This is a genomic window from Silvimonas sp. JCM 19000 (assembly GCF_054652575.1).
The window spans coordinates 45,723-60,775 of record NZ_BAAIHC010000002.1 but is presented as its reverse complement, the minus strand read 5'-3'; the positions used below and the strand labels follow the sequence as shown (position 1 = coordinate 60,775).

The 15,053-nt window shown below is 61.1% G+C and carries 18 protein-coding genes; 12 read left to right on the top strand and 6 right to left on the bottom strand.

The window, feature by feature from the left end; all coding sequences use genetic code 11:
- Positions 1 to 4: 4 nt before the first annotated feature.
- Complete coding sequence (locus ACYQ1A_RS02605) at positions 5 to 1,405, bottom strand: L-serine ammonia-lyase (RefSeq protein WP_499359982.1); 1,401 nt, start codon at positions 1,403 to 1,405, stop codon at positions 5 to 7.
- Between the two features lie 197 nt (positions 1,406 to 1,602).
- Between ACYQ1A_RS02605 and ACYQ1A_RS02600 the strand changes: the two genes are divergently transcribed.
- Positions 1,603 to 1,971: a FlxA-like family protein gene (locus tag ACYQ1A_RS02600; protein WP_499359980.1), complete on the top strand. Its 369-nt coding sequence runs from the start codon at positions 1,603 to 1,605 to the stop codon at positions 1,969 to 1,971.
- On the opposite strand, the gene ACYQ1A_RS02595 is transcribed toward ACYQ1A_RS02600, so the two are convergent.
- Positions 1,962 to 2,366 (bottom strand): hypothetical protein, encoded by a 405-nt coding sequence (locus ACYQ1A_RS02595; RefSeq protein WP_499359979.1) that lies wholly within the window; start codon positions 2,364 to 2,366, stop codon positions 1,962 to 1,964. The genes ACYQ1A_RS02600 and ACYQ1A_RS02595 overlap by 10 nt on opposite strands.
- 114 nt (positions 2,367 to 2,480) lie before the next feature.
- Between ACYQ1A_RS02595 and ACYQ1A_RS02590 the strand changes: the two genes are divergently transcribed.
- Complete coding sequence (locus ACYQ1A_RS02590) at positions 2,481 to 2,747, top strand: hypothetical protein (protein ID WP_062224687.1); 267 nt, start codon at positions 2,481 to 2,483, stop codon at positions 2,745 to 2,747.
- Positions 2,748 to 3,074: 327 nt separating this feature from the next.
- Entirely contained in the window at positions 3,075 to 3,536 is a 462-nt protein-coding gene (locus tag ACYQ1A_RS02585; protein WP_499359977.1) for a hypothetical protein, read from the top strand.
- A 1-nt stretch (position 3,537) separates the two neighbouring features.
- On the opposite strand, the gene ACYQ1A_RS02580 is transcribed toward ACYQ1A_RS02585, so the two are convergent.
- Positions 3,538 to 4,443 (bottom strand): LysR substrate-binding domain-containing protein, encoded by a 906-nt coding sequence (locus ACYQ1A_RS02580; protein WP_499359976.1) that lies wholly within the window; start codon positions 4,441 to 4,443, stop codon positions 3,538 to 3,540.
- Positions 4,444 to 4,546: 103 nt separating this feature from the next.
- On the opposite strand from ACYQ1A_RS02580, the gene ACYQ1A_RS02575 reads away from it, so the two are divergent.
- The 4 genes from ACYQ1A_RS02575 (at position 4,547) to ACYQ1A_RS02560 (ending at position 6,190) form a co-directional block, all read left to right on the top strand.
- Entirely contained in the window at positions 4,547 to 4,885 is a 339-nt protein-coding gene (locus ACYQ1A_RS02575; RefSeq protein ID WP_499359974.1) for a carboxymuconolactone decarboxylase family protein, read from the top strand.
- A 14-nt stretch (positions 4,886 to 4,899) separates the two neighbouring features.
- Complete coding sequence (locus ACYQ1A_RS02570; protein ID WP_499359973.1) at positions 4,900 to 5,286, top strand: tautomerase family protein; 387 nt, start codon at positions 4,900 to 4,902, stop codon at positions 5,284 to 5,286.
- 2 nt (positions 5,287 to 5,288) lie between these two features.
- Positions 5,289 to 5,894: a DUF4865 family protein gene (locus tag ACYQ1A_RS02565; RefSeq protein ID WP_499359971.1), complete on the top strand. Its 606-nt coding sequence runs from the start codon at positions 5,289 to 5,291 to the stop codon at positions 5,892 to 5,894.
- A gap of 116 nt (positions 5,895 to 6,010) precedes the next feature.
- Positions 6,011 to 6,190, top strand: a complete 180-nt coding sequence (locus ACYQ1A_RS02560; protein ID WP_499359969.1) for a hypothetical protein — start codon at positions 6,011 to 6,013, stop codon at positions 6,188 to 6,190.
- A gap of 71 nt (positions 6,191 to 6,261) precedes the next feature.
- Here ACYQ1A_RS02560 and ACYQ1A_RS02555 read toward each other — a convergent pair whose 3' ends face one another.
- Together ACYQ1A_RS02555 and aptA are read right to left on the bottom strand one after the other, a co-directional pair.
- Positions 6,262 to 7,758, bottom strand: coding sequence for a CoA-acylating methylmalonate-semialdehyde dehydrogenase (locus tag ACYQ1A_RS02555; protein ID WP_499360343.1), 1,497 nt, complete (start codon positions 7,756 to 7,758; stop codon positions 6,262 to 6,264).
- A gap of 42 nt (positions 7,759 to 7,800) precedes the next feature.
- Positions 7,801 to 9,144 carry an omega-aminotransferase AptA gene (aptA, locus tag ACYQ1A_RS02550; protein WP_499359968.1) on the bottom strand — a complete coding sequence of 448 codons (1,344 nt, stop codon included), beginning with the start codon at positions 9,142 to 9,144 and terminating at the stop codon, positions 7,801 to 7,803.
- Positions 9,145 to 9,333: 189 nt separating this feature from the next.
- Here aptA and ACYQ1A_RS02545 point away from each other — a divergent pair, with 189 nt between their 5' ends.
- Entirely contained in the window at positions 9,334 to 10,731 is a 1,398-nt protein-coding gene (locus ACYQ1A_RS02545) for an aminotransferase-like domain-containing protein (protein ID WP_499359967.1), read from the top strand.
- 52 nt (positions 10,732 to 10,783) lie between these two features.
- Here ACYQ1A_RS02545 and ACYQ1A_RS02540 read toward each other — a convergent pair whose 3' ends face one another.
- Positions 10,784 to 11,122: a DUF2185 domain-containing protein gene (locus ACYQ1A_RS02540; RefSeq protein ID WP_499359965.1), complete on the bottom strand. Its 339-nt coding sequence runs from the start codon at positions 11,120 to 11,122 to the stop codon at positions 10,784 to 10,786.
- Positions 11,123 to 11,288: 166 nt separating this feature from the next.
- On the opposite strand from ACYQ1A_RS02540, the gene ACYQ1A_RS02535 reads away from it, so the two are divergent.
- From ACYQ1A_RS02535 to dgoD, 4 genes are all read left to right on the top strand, one after another.
- Positions 11,289 to 12,059 carry a substrate-binding periplasmic protein gene (locus tag ACYQ1A_RS02535; RefSeq protein ID WP_499359963.1) on the top strand — a complete coding sequence of 257 codons (771 nt, stop codon included), beginning with the start codon at positions 11,289 to 11,291 and terminating at the stop codon, positions 12,057 to 12,059.
- Positions 12,060 to 12,283: 224 nt separating this feature from the next.
- Positions 12,284 to 13,177 carry a 2-dehydro-3-deoxygalactonokinase gene (locus tag ACYQ1A_RS02530; RefSeq protein WP_499359962.1) on the top strand — a complete coding sequence of 298 codons (894 nt, stop codon included), beginning with the start codon at positions 12,284 to 12,286 and terminating at the stop codon, positions 13,175 to 13,177.
- Positions 13,167 to 13,784: a 2-dehydro-3-deoxy-6-phosphogalactonate aldolase gene (locus ACYQ1A_RS02525; RefSeq protein WP_499359960.1), complete on the top strand. Its 618-nt coding sequence runs from the start codon at positions 13,167 to 13,169 to the stop codon at positions 13,782 to 13,784. Before ACYQ1A_RS02530 ends, ACYQ1A_RS02525 begins: the two co-directional genes overlap by 11 nt.
- Positions 13,781 to 14,929, top strand: coding sequence for a galactonate dehydratase (gene dgoD / locus ACYQ1A_RS02520; RefSeq protein ID WP_499359958.1), 1,149 nt, complete (start codon positions 13,781 to 13,783; stop codon positions 14,927 to 14,929). Before ACYQ1A_RS02525 ends, dgoD begins: the two co-directional genes overlap by 4 nt.
- Positions 14,930 to 15,053: the final 124 nt, after the last annotated feature.

Below are 15,053 nucleotides of genomic sequence, written 5' to 3'. Positions count from 1 at the left end.
GCGCTCAGCACTCGACGATATTTACCGGCACTTCCACCACATTGATCGCCAGACCGCCGCGCGCGGTTTCTTTGTATTTGCTATGCATGTCGCGACCGGTGTCGCGCATGGTTTTGATCACGCGATCGAGCGAAACAAAATGGCTGCCGTCACCGCGCAAGGCCATGCGCGCGGCATTGATCGCCTTGATGGCGGCCATGGCATTGCGCTCGATGCACGGCACCTGCACCAGGCCACCCACCGGATCACAGGTCAGGCCGAGGTTATGTTCCATTGCGATTTCGGCGGCGTTTTCCACTTGCTGCGGCGTACCGCCCATGACCTCGGTCAGAGCCCCCGCCGCCATCGAACAGGCCGAACCCACTTCGCCCTGGCAGCCCACCTCGGCACCAGAAATCGACGCGTTAAGCTTGAACAGGATGCCGATGGCGCCCGCCGTCAGCATGAAGCGCACGATGCCAGCCTCGTTGGCGCCCGGCACAAAGCGGGCGTAGTAATGCATCACCGCAGGGATGATGCCGGCCGCGCCATTGGTGGGTGCCGTAACCACACGGCCACCGGCGGCGTTTTCTTCATTAACCGCCAGCGCGTACAGATTGACCCAGTCCAGCACGGTGAGCGGATCGCTCAGCGCGGCCTCGGGTCGGGCCAGCAACTGGCGATACAAATCAGGCGCACGCCGCCGCACTTTCATGCCGCCAGGCAAAATACCGTCGCGCTCACAGCCGCGCACCACGCAGGCCTGCATCACGCGCCAGATTTCCAGCAATTGCGTGTGGACAGCAGCCTCGTCGCGCCAGGCCAGTTCGTTCTGCAACATGATTTCGCTAATGCTCAAACCGTATTGCTGGCACAGCGCCAGCAACTCGGCGGCGCTTTTGAAGGCATGGCGCAAGCTGGTGGCACCGGGCGGACTGAACCCGGCGGCCACGGCGGCCTCATCCACCACAAAGCCACCACCGACGGAATAGAAGGCACGTTGCGCGAGCACCGCGCCATCGGCCGCCAGCGCATAAAAAATCATGCCGTTCGGGTGATAGGGCAAGGATTTACGCTTGTGCAGAATCAGATCGCTGGCTTCATCAAACGGCAGCGGCTGCAGCCCAAGCAGGCTGAGCCGGCGTTGCGCACGGATTTGCTCGATCAGCCCCGGCACATGATCGGGATCAATCTGGTCGGGTGCATGGCCGAGCAGGCCCAACAACACCGCCACATCCGAGCCGTGGCCCTTGCCGGTAGCACCGAGCGAACCAAACAACTCGGCCCGCAGCCGCGCCACCTGCCCCAGCACGCCGTCGCGTTGCAGACGCTGCGCAAATTGTCGGGCGGCGCGCATGGGCCCCACGGTGTGTGAACTGGAGGGGCCGATGCCGATCTTGAACAAATCGAAAACGCTGATAGCCATGCGCGCGCCGTTATCAGAATGGGATCGGCGGCAGCGTGGCCCGCGCACTGGATAGCGTCAACCTGCCAACAACCCTTACATCAATTGATACCTGGCCGATACATTTATGCGCCAAACCGACAAACGCGCGATACATGGCACCGGTTTAATGTGCAGTGCAGAAGTTCGCCCACGGTGGGCGTTCCGGAGGGTTCATCATGGTTAGCGCAGTGTCGTCCAGCAATTTCAGCCTAGGCTCGCTTGTGTCATCCGCCTCGTCCGGCAGCAAAAACGCCACGCAAGAAGCCGCGCTGGAGCGGCAACTGGCCGCGTTGGAAAAATCGCTGAGCAAGATTACGCAAAACAGCAGCGGCGCCGATCAGGACACCGTGGAAGCGCAAACGCGGCTGATCGAGCAACAGATCGAAGCGATCCAGCAGCAGATCGCCGCGTTGCAGCAGCAAGATGCGGCGGCCAAGAGCAGCTCGGTAACCACCTCGACCAGCACCACCAGTGGCAATACCACGACCACCACCAGCATCACCACCTCAACCAGCAACGCCAATCTGATCGACACCTATGTCTGAGCGGCGGGCACCGAATATCGGTGCCAGGCGGTGCGGTTGTTAATACTGGTATTGCCCGAGCCGGGCCGGATGCTGCGTTGCGCTGTGGCAGCAAGCAGCGGATGCCCGCGTGCGCTTGCCCTATCCACAGCGCCTGGCAACAATTTGCCAGCGGCAGCACTTACAAGTGGTATTGTTGCCGGCGCATCCCTTTGACGATAAACGGCATTCCAGTGCGCCGTTAATCGTTCTTTGCAATTCACGCGCAATAAAATTAATCGCGGAATAGCCGTTTTTTGCTTATCTTCACAGAAATGCGGAATAGATCTGGCGCCATGCCTTATCAGCGTTTTCGCATTTACCCCGTCGCCTAAGGTGTATTGATCGGGATATTGGTCGGGTTTGCTTGAAATCATTGCAGCCCGCTGCAATCTCGCAGCAACAAAGAGGAACTTCTCTTTACCAATGGTGCCGGATTACAGGCCGCACACAGCGGCGCTGACGCACGTTATTCGAGAGATCTGGATTCCATGATTTATCCCGCATTACCCGAAGGCGTATTGCCTACTGATCACCCGTCCGTATTGTTTCTGACCCCCGCCGAACGCGAGAAAAGAAATGGTGCGCCCCAGGCCGATGCCGCTGCACCGGTCGATGCCATTACGCGCCGTATTCAACGCCAGGCGGTGCGCCGCGAGATTCTGCTTAAAGTGACCGAGCGCGCCCGTTTTCTGGGCGATACGCCGGATCAATTGCTGGAATGGGTTTATCAACAAATCCAGCCCACGCAGGTATAAAAAAACCCCGCACTGGCGGGGTTGGAAATTTCCATTTTGTATTGCCTAAGCGTGCTAACGATCAGACGCGTCCGATTATAAATGTTGCAGCGCAAGGTGCAACCGCGCAGCGCGCGCCGCCGCCGTCAGCCTTACCTGCGGCGGCTTTTGCCGTCTGATTGGTCAAGCGCGCCAGCGACCAGCGGCTGACCGGGCAAGACAAGCGCGATCTTCCGAATATTAATTTCCGCTTATATTTATTGGCCGCTGGTCCGCGCTGTTTTTTTCTTGCAGCTGGCGTGGCACGCATCCAGTAAAAATCTCGAGAATTAAAAAAAGGAGCATCGCATGCGCTGCCTTTGCCTGCCTGCCCTGCTGATCTGCACCTTGCTTGGCGCCTGCGCCATCGACCCACCGCCCGGCCCCGAAATCGCCATGGGTGGCCCGATTGTTTTAGCCAATCGCACGCCCACTTACACGCCCGTGCCGTCCGCCCCGGCAGAAAAGCCCCGCCGCAAAGCCAAAAGCAGCAAAGCCAGCAAAGTCGCCGCCGCGCGCCCCGCCGCTGGCAGTTTGTTTGCGCGCCTCAAGCCAGGCATGAACCGCCGCCAGGTCGAAGCCTTGATCGGCCTGCCAGGCGACGTCCGCAGCACGCGCGCCCCCTTGGGCAAGGCCGCGAGCAGTCCGACCGAAGTGGCCGTCATCAGCGAAGAAACCTTCTATCGCAACGAAGGCAGCCTGGTGTTTGGCAAAGGCGGCACCGTGCTGACGCGCATCAATGTCGATCCGGCGAGCGCAGGCATTCAGTAACTCAAGCGCTGGCCAGATATGGGCTGGGCTGGCGTGCCAGCGTCTGTAGCACGATGTCGCGCAGGCGCTGCACGGCTGGCGCGGGATTGGCTTGATGCCGATGCAGTGCCAGGCCCAATTGCGGCAAGCCAGGCAGAGCGGGCAAGCCGGCGCTGCGCAAGGCGAGCGCGTGCAAACTAGCGGGCAAGCCAGCGGGCGTGCGCACCGTTACCCCCAGGCCCGCTGCCACCGCCGCCCACACCCCACTCAAGCTATGGCTGGTAAAGGCAATCCGCCACGGGATACCTGCTGCATCCAGCGCGGTGGTGGCCGCCGTGCGCATCAAACACGGCGCATCAAACACCACCAGCGGCAGCGGCTCACCGGTTTGCAATTGCAAAGCATGCGCCCGCGCAGCGATCCATTGCATCGGCCATTGCGCCAACTGATCCAGCCATGGCGACGAGATGCCGCCTTGCCACGCCAGGGCCAGGTCCAGTTGGCCGCCTTGCACCTGTTGCAGCAAGGTGGCGTTGCGCGCCACTTGCGCCTCAATCCGCACGGCGGGATGCGCCCGGGCAAAGCGCCCCAGCACTTCCGGCAACAACTGCTCACCAAAATCTTCCTGCAAACCAATCCGCACCACCCCTTCAACCTGCCCCGCCCGCAATGCAGCGACGGCCTCATCGTTAAGCGCCAGCAAGCGCCTGGCGTAGGCCAGTAACATTTCGCCCGCGTCAGTGGGCACCACATTGCGGCCCGATTTGCGCAACAGCGCCACGCCCGCCTGATCTTCCAGCTTCTTCAGTTGCGCGCTCACCGCCGAGGTGGAGCGGCCCAAGGTATCGGCGGCACGGGCAAAACTGCCGAGCTCGATGCCAGCAACAAAGGTACGCAGATTCTCGATATCGAAGTGCGGGTGGGCCATGGCCATCATCCTGAAACGTTGGATTATTCATCCATATCTTTCAAATTTTCAGGATGGATTGGACGCGTTAAGGTGGCGCCATGTCAACTCGCAGGAGGTTTCCATGGCAAGCATGCAAGGCATGGGCCGCGTCGGCTTCGGCCAGATTGCGCCGTATTTTGCCGATGTCACCGACACGGTTTTGTTTGGTGAGGTCTGGCAGCGGCCCGAGCTGTCGCCGCGCGATCGCAGCCTGATCACGGTTGCTGCACTGGTCGCGCTGTATCGCAATGAGCAACTGCCGTTTCATCTGCAGCGCGCCTTGCAGCATGGCGTGACGCAGGCCGAACTGGTTGAAGTCATTACTCATCTGGCCTTCTATTCCGGCTGGCCCACCGCGGCGTCGGCCCTGGCTGCGCTGCAGGCGTTGCCGGCCGCCAGCGCCCCCACCGTCACGCCATAAGGAGCGGCAGCACCATGCCATTTGCCCATATCCATTTGAATGCCGGACAGCCACCCGCGTGGTTGGATGCCATCTCGACGCAATTGCAGATCGCGCTGGAAAGCAGTTTTGAAGTACCGCCGCATGACCTGTTCCAGGCATTCCAGCAGCATCAAGCCGGCGAATTCCGCTACGACCCCACTTATCTGGGCGGGCCGCGCTCCGCGCAATTTGTGCTGATCCATTTATTTACCGGGCGCGTTCGCAGCAGCGCGGTCAAGCAGGCGTTTTTTGCCCGATTAACCGCCTTGCTGGGCGTATCACCCGGCATTGCACCGGAAAACATCATGATCGTGCTCAACGATGCCCCGATGAGTAACTGGTCGTTCAGCCACGGCGTTTCTGCCGCGCCGGAGGGCTGATCATGCTGGCGATGCAATATCGTTTTACGCTCCCCGCCGATTACGACATGAGCATCATCGAACAGCGCATCCGCGCCAAAGGCCCGCTGCTGGATGATTTCGACGGCTTGATCCTGAAGGCCTGGCTCAGCAGCCGTCGCGACGACCATGCCCTGCCCGCCAGCGAAAACAGTTACGCGCCGTTTTATCTGTGGCAAGACAGTGCGGCCATGTTGCGCTTTGTCAGCGGCGCTGGCTTCAAAGCGCTGACGCGGGACTTTGGCTGGCCGGTGATCCAGACCTGGGCGGTCATCGGCCACTGGTTTGCGCCAGATGTGCATGCGGCAGGCGTCGCCGAACGCTGTTTGAGTCCGATTGCACCGTATACCGACCTCGCAGAATTGCATGCCCCGCCCGCTGCGGCAGCCGGTTTGCTCGGCTGGATAAATGGTTTCGATCCGATGACATGGCAGCAGGTAAAATTCACACTCTGGCGCAGCGCGGTGCACGCGTCTGATGGCGCAAATCACGCACCACGTTGGCGAGTTGGCCACCTCTCCAGCCCAGCATTGGTGCGGCTTGCAGCCGAGTCACCGTTTGCCGTTCAGCGTGACCAACGGCCTAGGTAATGCAGCCTAAGTAGAACGCTGTATGTAATATTGCTACATGGTTTTTACCGTAGTTTCTTTAGTTTAACTACACGTTTATGATCGCCACATACCCAATCCGCAACAGGCTGACGATCATGATCACGCAACTTCGTACTACTGAGCCCGCTCCGGTCGTGCGCGTCGCCGGCTGGCAGATTCTGGTGATGCTGCTGATGATCGCCGGCGTCGGTTTTTCTTTTTATAAAGCAGGCACCGGCAGCGATTACTACAGCGAGGCCGCCGCCTCAGCACCGGCGCAAGTGGCGAGCAAATAAGCGCAGCGCATACAGACATAAAAAAAACGGGCAGATCATGATGATCTGCCCATTTTTTTTATGCCGCGACCTTACTTCATGGTCGGCATCACAAACTCGGCACCAGTCGCAATCTGGTCTGGCCAGCGTTCGGTTACCGTCTTCAGCCGGGTGTAAAAGCGCACGCCCTCCGGACCATGCATATGATGGTCGCCAAACAGCGAGGCTTTCCAGCCGCCAAAGCTATGGAAGGCCATAGGCACCGGGATTGGCACATTAACCCCCACCATGCCGATCTGCACATGGCTGGCAAAATGCCGCGCGGTGGCGCCATCGCGGGTAAAAATGGCCGCGCCATTGCCGAATTCATGCGCGTTAACCAGATGCAGCGCGGTGGCGTAATCGGGCGCGCGCGTCATCGCCAGCACCGGGCCAAAAATCTCTTCGCGATAGATTTTCATCTCAGGCGTGACATGGTCGAACAAACTGCCGCCCAGAAAGAAGCCGCTCTCATGCCCGGCCACTTGCAGGCCACGGCCATCCACCACCAGCATTGCGCCTTCGGCCACGCCGCTATCGATATAGCCACGCACCTTGTCGCGATGCGGGGCGCTGATCAGCGGACCCATTTCGGCCTGGCTATCCAGCGAATACGACACGCGTAATGTGCTCAGGCGTGCCACCAGTTTTTCGCGCAGGGCATCCGCTGTGGCCTCGCCCACCGGCACCACCACCGAAATAGCCATGCAACGCTCACCCGCCGCGCCATAAGCCGCGCCCATCAAGGCATCGGCGGCCTGGTCCAGATCGGCATCGGGCATCACCACCATATGATTCTTGGCGCCACCCAGCGCCTGCACGCGTTTGCCGTTGGCGGTGCCGCGCTGATAGATATAACGCGCAATCGGGGTTGAGCCGACAAAGCTCAGCGCCTGAATATCGGGATGGTCGAGCAAGGCGTCGACCGCCACCTTGTCGCCTTGCACCACATTGAAGACACCATCGGGCAAACCAGCCTGTTTGAGCCATTGCGCCAGCAACAACGACGCCCCCGGCACGCGTTCGGATGGCTTGAGCACAAAGCAGTTACCGCTGGCCAGCGCCACCGGGAACATCCACAGCGGCACCATGGCGGGGAAATTGAACGGCGTGACCCCGGCCACCACGCCCAGCGGCTGGCGCAAGGAATAGCTGTCGACCGCGGTGCCCACGTTTTCGGTCATCTCGCTTTTGAGCAAAGACGGAATGCCGGTGGCGAACTCCACCACCTCCAGCCCGCGCTGGATTTCACCAACCGCATCGGCCAGCACTTTGCCGTGCTCGGTGGCGATCAGATGCGCCAGGGTATCGATGTTGTCTTCCACAATCTGGCGAAAGCGGAACATCACACGGGCGCGGCGCAGCGGCGGCGTGGCGGCCCAGGCCGGAAAGGCGGCTTTGGCGCTGGCGACGGCGGCGGCCACTTCTTCGCTGCTGGCCAGGCTAACGCGGCCGCTGACTTTGCCTTCGGCCGGGCAAAACACTTCGCCAAAACGATCGGATAGTCCAGCGACGGCCTGGCCGTTAATCCAGTGGCCAGCCAGCGTCAGTTGTTGCAAATCTTGATTGGAAGTCATGCTTTTGCCTTGGGCTCAGGTATTGGGAACGCTGCGGATCAGGTGGCGCAGGCATTCGGTCATGGTTTCAATTTCAGTGGGCGTAGCAATAAACGGCGGGCCCATTGCCACGGTATCGCCCGTAACGCGGAACAAATGCCCTTGTTGCAAACCCGCCTCAAACACGCGATAGCCGCGCAAGCCCGGCTGGCCGGCAATGGGCGCCAGATCAACCGCTGCGGCCAGGCCCATATTGCGGATATCGGTAACGCTGGCTTCGTCGCCCAAGGCATGCACGGCGTTTTCCAGCACGGGTTCCAGCTCGCGCGCATGTTGCAGATGGCCTTCCGACTCGATCAGATCAAGCACGGTATTGCCCACGGCGGTTGCCAGCGGGTGGCCGGAATAGGTATAGCCGTGCATGAATTCGACTGCGTGCGCCGGTCCGGTCATAAACGCCTGGTAGATTTCCGGACGCACAATCACGCCACCCAAGGGCACGACACCGTTAGTAATGGTTTTGGCAAAGCAGATCATGTCGGGCGTAACGCCAAAGCGCGAAGCGGCAAACCAGTCGCCAAGCCGGCCAAAGCCGCAAATCACTTCATCAAAAATCAGCAGGATGCCGTGGCGCGTGCAGATATCGCGCAGACGCTGCAAATAACCTTCGGGCGGGGCCAGCACGCCAGTGGAACCCGCCATCGGCTCGACAATCACGGCGGCAATCGACGAGGCATCATGCAAAGCCACCAGCCGTTCCAGCTCGTCCGCCAGATGCGCGCCCCATTTGGGCTGACCGCGGCTGAATGCCATCTCCGACAGATTATGGGTATGCGGCAAATGGTCGACGCCATTGAGCATCAGCGGTGCAAACATCTTGCGGTTGGCCACCATGCCACCGACCGAGACCCCGCCAAACCCCACGCCGTGATAGCCGCGTTCGCGCCCGATCATGCGAAAGCGCGTGGCTTCGCCACGTAGACGGTGATAGCCGACTGCAATCTTGAGCGCGGTATCGATCGATTCCGAGCCCGAATTGGTAAAGAACACGTGCTCCAGACCAGCCGGGGCCCGTTCAGCGATGCGCTCGGCCAGGCGTAAGGTCTGCGGATTGGAAAACTGGAAACCGGTGCCGTAATCCAGCGTTTCGGCCTGACGTTTAAGCGTTTCTACAATTGCCGGATGGGCATGCCCCAGCGGCGTGCACCATAAGCCAGACAAGCAATCGAACAGCGTCTGGCCCGCTGCATTCTGGTAATACGCGCCTTTGCCCGAGACCAGCGTGCGCTGCGTCGGGTCCGTTTTAAACGCGCGGTTGCCGGTAAACGGCAACCAGGCGGCGTCGGCGGTGATAACGGGGGTGTCGTGCGTGGTGCCCATGCGCTGCTCCTGTCGAATGTTTGCCAGACTAAAACCGATGCCCGCCATTGCCTATATACAGTCCGCCGGTTAAGCGCTGGCGCTGTGCATATCAAAGCGGCAATACAGTTGCGATGCCACGGCCAGATTGCTGGAGCGGGATGCAATCTGGCAGAGTAGGCAACATTAATCTGTATATAAACAATTGCCATGACCGAATCGCTTGCGCTACGCCTCGACCCCGACCACGCCCTCCCCCTGGTCAGCCAGTTGCACGATGCCCTGGCGCGCCGCATAGACAGTGGCGCGCTGCGCCCCGGCACCCGCTTGCCCTCGGTGCGCACGTTGGCACGCGAATGCGCCATCAGCACGCTGACCGCTACCAACGCCTATAACCGGCTGGTGGCGTCCGGCCATGTCGAAGCGCGCCGCGCCAGCGGTTACTTTGTGCTCGCGCGCGCGCGCAAACGCAACGCGGCCCCGACTGCTGGTCCACGCGCACAGGACGCCTTGCTGCTGTTACAGCGCGTCTATGGCGACGACAGCCTGACGCTGCAAGCGGGTAGCGGCTGGCTGCCGGAACACCTGGTGTTTGCCGATGGCATCAAACACGGCCTGGCCACGCTGGCCCGCCGCCAACCCAGCGCCTTTACCCGTTACGGCCACGCTTATGGCTTTGTGCCCTTGCGCCAGCAAATCCAGACCCGGCTGGCGGCACGCGAAATCGAAGCCGCCGAACAACAAATCGTACTGACCCATGGCGCCAGCCACGCCCTCGATTTACTCGCGCGGGCCTTGTTGCAAAGCGGCGATACTGTGCTGGTGGACGATCCCGGCTATTGCAATCTACTGCCCGGATTACGCGCGCTTGGGGTCAATATCATCGGCGTGCCATTTACCGCGCAAGGCCCGGACCCGGTGGCGCTGGAGCAAATCGCCCTGCAGCACCAGCCCAAGGTGTTCTTTACCAATAGCAATCTGCAAAATCCAACCGGCGCCTGCTGCAGTCCGGCCACCGCGCATCGCTTGCTGCAGTTGGCGGAAAAACATGATTTCCATATCGTCGAAGACGACATCTTTGCTGAATTGCACCCCGGTACTGCGCACAGCATCGCCAGCCTGGACCAATTGCGACGGGTGATCCACGTCGGCAGTTTTTCCAAAACCATCTCGCCAGCCTTACGCGTCGGCTTTGTGGCTTGCGAAGCCGGACTGGCCGAGCGACTGGTTTCGCTCAAGATGGCGCAAGGGCTAACCACGTCTGAAATCAACGAGCAACTGGTGCAGGTGATTCTGAGCGAAGGCATGCTGCGCGGTCATCTCAGCCGCGTGCGCACCCGGCTGGCGGCGGCACAACAACAGGTTAGCGAAGCCTTGCTGGCGGCCGGATATGGCCTGCTGCATCGGCCGGTAGGCGGCATGTTTTTATGGGCGGGCGTACCCGCAGGCGTAACAGTCCATCGCCTGGTGGAACAGGCCGCGGCCGAGGGCATCTTGCTGGCACCGGGCTATTTGTTCCGGCCCGATCTGCGCGCCGAAGCCGCCTTGCGCATCAATGTGGCGCACGCCGACCACGCGGCGTTCTATCGCTTTCTGCAGCGCAAATAAAAACAGGCCCGCGCATGCGCCGGCCTGTTCTGCTTGCTCTATCTATATATGTTTATTCGCCCGCTTCGTCGCTGGCGTCATAAAACTCGCCTTCGACCTTATCAAACGCCGCGCCCACGGGCGCATCAATCAACGGCACGATGCTCTGATCGTAATTTGCCAGCACGTTCAAATCGAGCAGGCTGAAATTCTTTGGATTATCGATATATTTATCGTCTTCATCGCCAGCAAAAAAACGCCAGCCGCTGTCCTGCTCGTCTTCAGGTTCTTCGCGCACCATATAACCGACCGGTGCGCCGTCGACCACAATCTTGTCGGTGGTCACACAGAGGCCGCGCCCGCTGGCCAGATCGGCCAGTTCTTTATGATTGAGCTTGTAGTGTTTTTGCATGATGGGCTCCTGCGCGTTGTTCTGGAAACTGCAGCATACCGGAGCGCTGGCAAGGGCTAAAGGCCCGGCTTTGTTGTATTCCCGACGCCAAGGCGTACACCCCATTGCGTTTGCGCTGGCCTTCACCGATATTCGCCTGACAACAAGCGGCGGCAAGGAAAGCAAGATGAGGGGATGGGGCGGCCTGCTGCATCGGGCGCTGGTGGGCTGTTTTTTGCTGGCCAATGCAACGGTCTGGGCAGCGCCAGCCAGTGCGCCCACACACGTTTTGATCGGGGCCGAAGACGACTGGTATCCCTATTCCGGACGGGTGGATGGCGCGGCGCGCGGCATGGCCGAAGACATCGTCCAGTCGGCCTTTGCCGCATCCGGCGTGCAGGCACAATTTGTGTCACTGCCTTACGCCCGCTGCATCCGCATGGTCCGTGCCGGCGAACTGGTCGGCTGTTTTGATACATCGCGCACTGCGCTCAACGAAAACGAATATCTGTGGCCGCAACATCCGCTCTTTACCAGCCGCGCCCTGATCTATGCCCGCGCCAGCCGTACCGCGCCGCGTAGCCTGAGCGTGGCCGACCTGCTCGGCAAGCGCGTGGCCATCACCAATGGCTACGAATACGGCACTGAATTCGACAGCAATAACGACATCCGCAAAGAGGTCACCTCACAGAGCATTATGGGATTACGCATGCTGTTGCTCGATCGCGTGGAATACGCACTGGCTTTCGAGAAAGTCGCGCAATATTTATTGCAAACCCATGCCGACGAGCTGGCTGGCAAGGTCGAACCGGTCGGGCTGGCGGCCCAGACTTCGGTGTATTGCGTGTTCAGCCGCGCCCATCCGGACGGCGGTTTTTTTCTGCAGAAATTCAACGACGGCATGGCCCGTATCTTCGCCAACGGCGAGTACAAACTGATCGAAACGCGCTGGCGCTAGCGCAAAAACTGCCGCAAGACGATCTACACATTTGTTGATCAAAGTCGGGTTGCGCTCCGATTAGCCCGCACTACGATGCCCTCCGTATCGCCAGCACCGCTCACTGCGCTGGCGCGAAATTACGGAGGCGCCATGCGCAAAAACACAACCGCACCCGCACTGCACCGCTCCGTCCCTACGCTTATCGCGGCAGCTTCTGCCCGGCTGGATGCGGGGGACGTTTTGTGAAACACAGCTACATTGCCGTCGACTGGGGCTCCACAAATCTGCGCGCCTGGCGGGTTCAGGACGGCGTCTGCATCGACCATCTGCAATCCGCCTGCGGCATCACCCGCCTGGGCGGCGCCACACCCCATGCGGTGTTCCAGCGGGTGCTGTCGCCCTGGTTGCATCTGCAAGCCCTGCCCGTGGTCATGGCGGGCATGGTAGGCAGCAACGCGGGCTGGATCGAAGCACCCTATCTGCCCTGCCCGGCCAGCCTTGATGCGTTGGCTGGCCAGTTGCAGCCCGTGACCGAGGCCTGGCCGGTCAAAGCCTGGATCGTGCCAGGACTGAGCGTCAACCGGCACGAAAATCACAACGTTATGCGCGGCGAAGAAACCCAGTTGCTGGGTGCCTATCGCGAGCGGCCCGCGCCGTATTACGTGCTGCCAGGCACCCATAGCAAGTGGGCGCAACTGGATGGCGCCAGGGTGCTGGATTTCCGCACCGTCATGACCGGCGAGCTACACCATCTGCTGTTGTCGCAATCCTTGATCGGCGCAGGTTTACCCGCGCAGCGCGCCGCGCCGGAGTGGTTCCAGCGCGGACTGCAAAGCGGGCTGACTGATCGCAATATCCTGCGCGCCCTGTTCGAAACGCGCGGCGCCCGTGTGCTGGGGCAACTGCCGCCCACTGCCGTCGGCGAATGGCTGTCCGGCCTGCTGATCGGCAATGAAGTCGGCGGCATGCTGGCGCAATGGGCAATTCCGGCCGGTGCCTGCATCAGCGTGATCGGCAATCGCAATCTCAATACCCGTTATCTGCAAGCCTTTGCCCTGGCGGGTATCGACGCCCATGCGCTTGATGGAGACATCGCTTTTCAGAACGGCATCCGGAGTCTGCTGCATGAACAATAAAACGCCCTTGCCGCTGATTGCGATCTTGCGCGGCATTACCCCGCTCGAAGCGCCGGCACATATCGCCGCCCTGATCGATGCCGGCTTCAGCCTGATCGAAATTCCACTTAATTCGCCCGACTGGCCCAGCAGCATCGGCCAGGCGGTGCGCCAGTTTGGCCAGCACGCGCAAATCGGCGCCGGTACGGTGTTGCAGCCGGAACAGGTTGACCAGTTGCTGCAACTGGGCGCGCGCTTGATCGTCACCCCCAACACCAACCCCACGGTTATTGCCCGCGCGGTCGCGCACAAATTGCAGGTGTACGCGGGCTGCGCCACCGCCACCGAGGCGTTTGCCGCGCTGGCGGCGGGCGCGCAAGCGCTAAAGATTTTTCCTTCCAGCGCCTTTGGCCCCGCCTATATCAAGGCGCTTAAAGCCGTGCTGCCCGCCGAGGTGCCGGTTTATGCCGTCGGCGGCATCACACCGGGCAATCTTGCCGATTATCTCGCCGCCGGCTGCGTGGGTGCGGGCTTGGGCGGCGATCTGTATCGCGCGGGCCAGAGCGTCGCGCGCACCACCGAACTGGCCCGCCAATTTGTGGCCGCTTACCGGAGTACCCAGGCATGAAAATCACACGCTTAAGCACCTATCGGCTGGCTCCCCGCTGGATGTTTCTCAAGATTGAAACCGACGCGGGCATCACCGGCTGGGGCGAACCCGTTATCGAGGGCCGCGCCCGTACCGTCGAAGCGGCGGTACACGAATTGGGCGATGTCCTGATCGGCCAGGACCCGCATCGCATCAACGACCTGTGGCAGACCATGTATCGCGGGGCGTTCTATCGCGGCGGCCCCATCCTGATGAGCGCCATCGCCGGCATCGACGAAGCATTGTGGGACATCAAAGGCAAGGCGCTGGGGGTGCCGGTGTACCAGCTGCTGGGTGGCCTGGTCCGTGACCGTATCAAGGCCTATAGCTGGGTGGGCGGCGACCGCCCCGCGGACGTGATTGCGGGCATCAAGACCTTGCAGGCGACGGGCTTTGATACCTTCAAGCTCAACGGCTGCGAAGAAATGGGGATTATTGATAACAGCCGCAAGGTCGACGCTGCCGTGGCGGTGGTAGCGGAGATCCGCGCCGCCTTTGGCAACACCATCGAGTTCGGCCTTGATTTTCATGGGCGCGTCAGCGCGCCGATGGCGCGCGTGCTGATCAAACAACTGGAGCCGTACCGGCCCCTGTTTATCGAAGAACCAGTACTGGCTGAACAAGCCGAGTACTACCCACGTCTGCAAGCTGCCACGCATATCCCCATCGCCGCGGGTGAACGCATGTTCTCGCGCTTCGACTTCAAACGCGTGCTGGCCGACGGCGGCCTCGGCATCGTGCAGCCCGATCTTTCGCACGCGGGCGGTCTGACCGAGTGCCACAAGATTGCCGCCATGGCCGAAGCCTACGATGTGGCACTGGCTCCGCATTGCCCGCTGGGGCCGATTGCACTGGCATCGTGCCTGCATCTGGACTTCGTCGCGCGGAATGCAGTGCTGCAGGAGCAAAGCATGGGCATCCATTACAACAAAGGTGCCGAGCTGCTTGATTACGTGCTTAACCCGGAGGACTTCAGCATGGCCGAGGGTCACTTCCGCCCGCCCACCAGGCCCGGACTCGGCGTGGTCGTCAACGAGGAATTGGTGATCGAACGCAGCCGCTGCGCGCCCGATTGGCGCAATCCGCTATGGCGCTATCCCGACGGCGCAGTGGCCGAATGGTAGTTACGCGCCGCGCGTAACAGCGCGCTGATTGCGCGTGCGGTCCGGCGCACGTCGAAACCCCGTTAGCAGCGGCCCCGCGCCCGCGGGCTGCCGTTGCCGACACCCCGTTTTACCCTGGCAACAC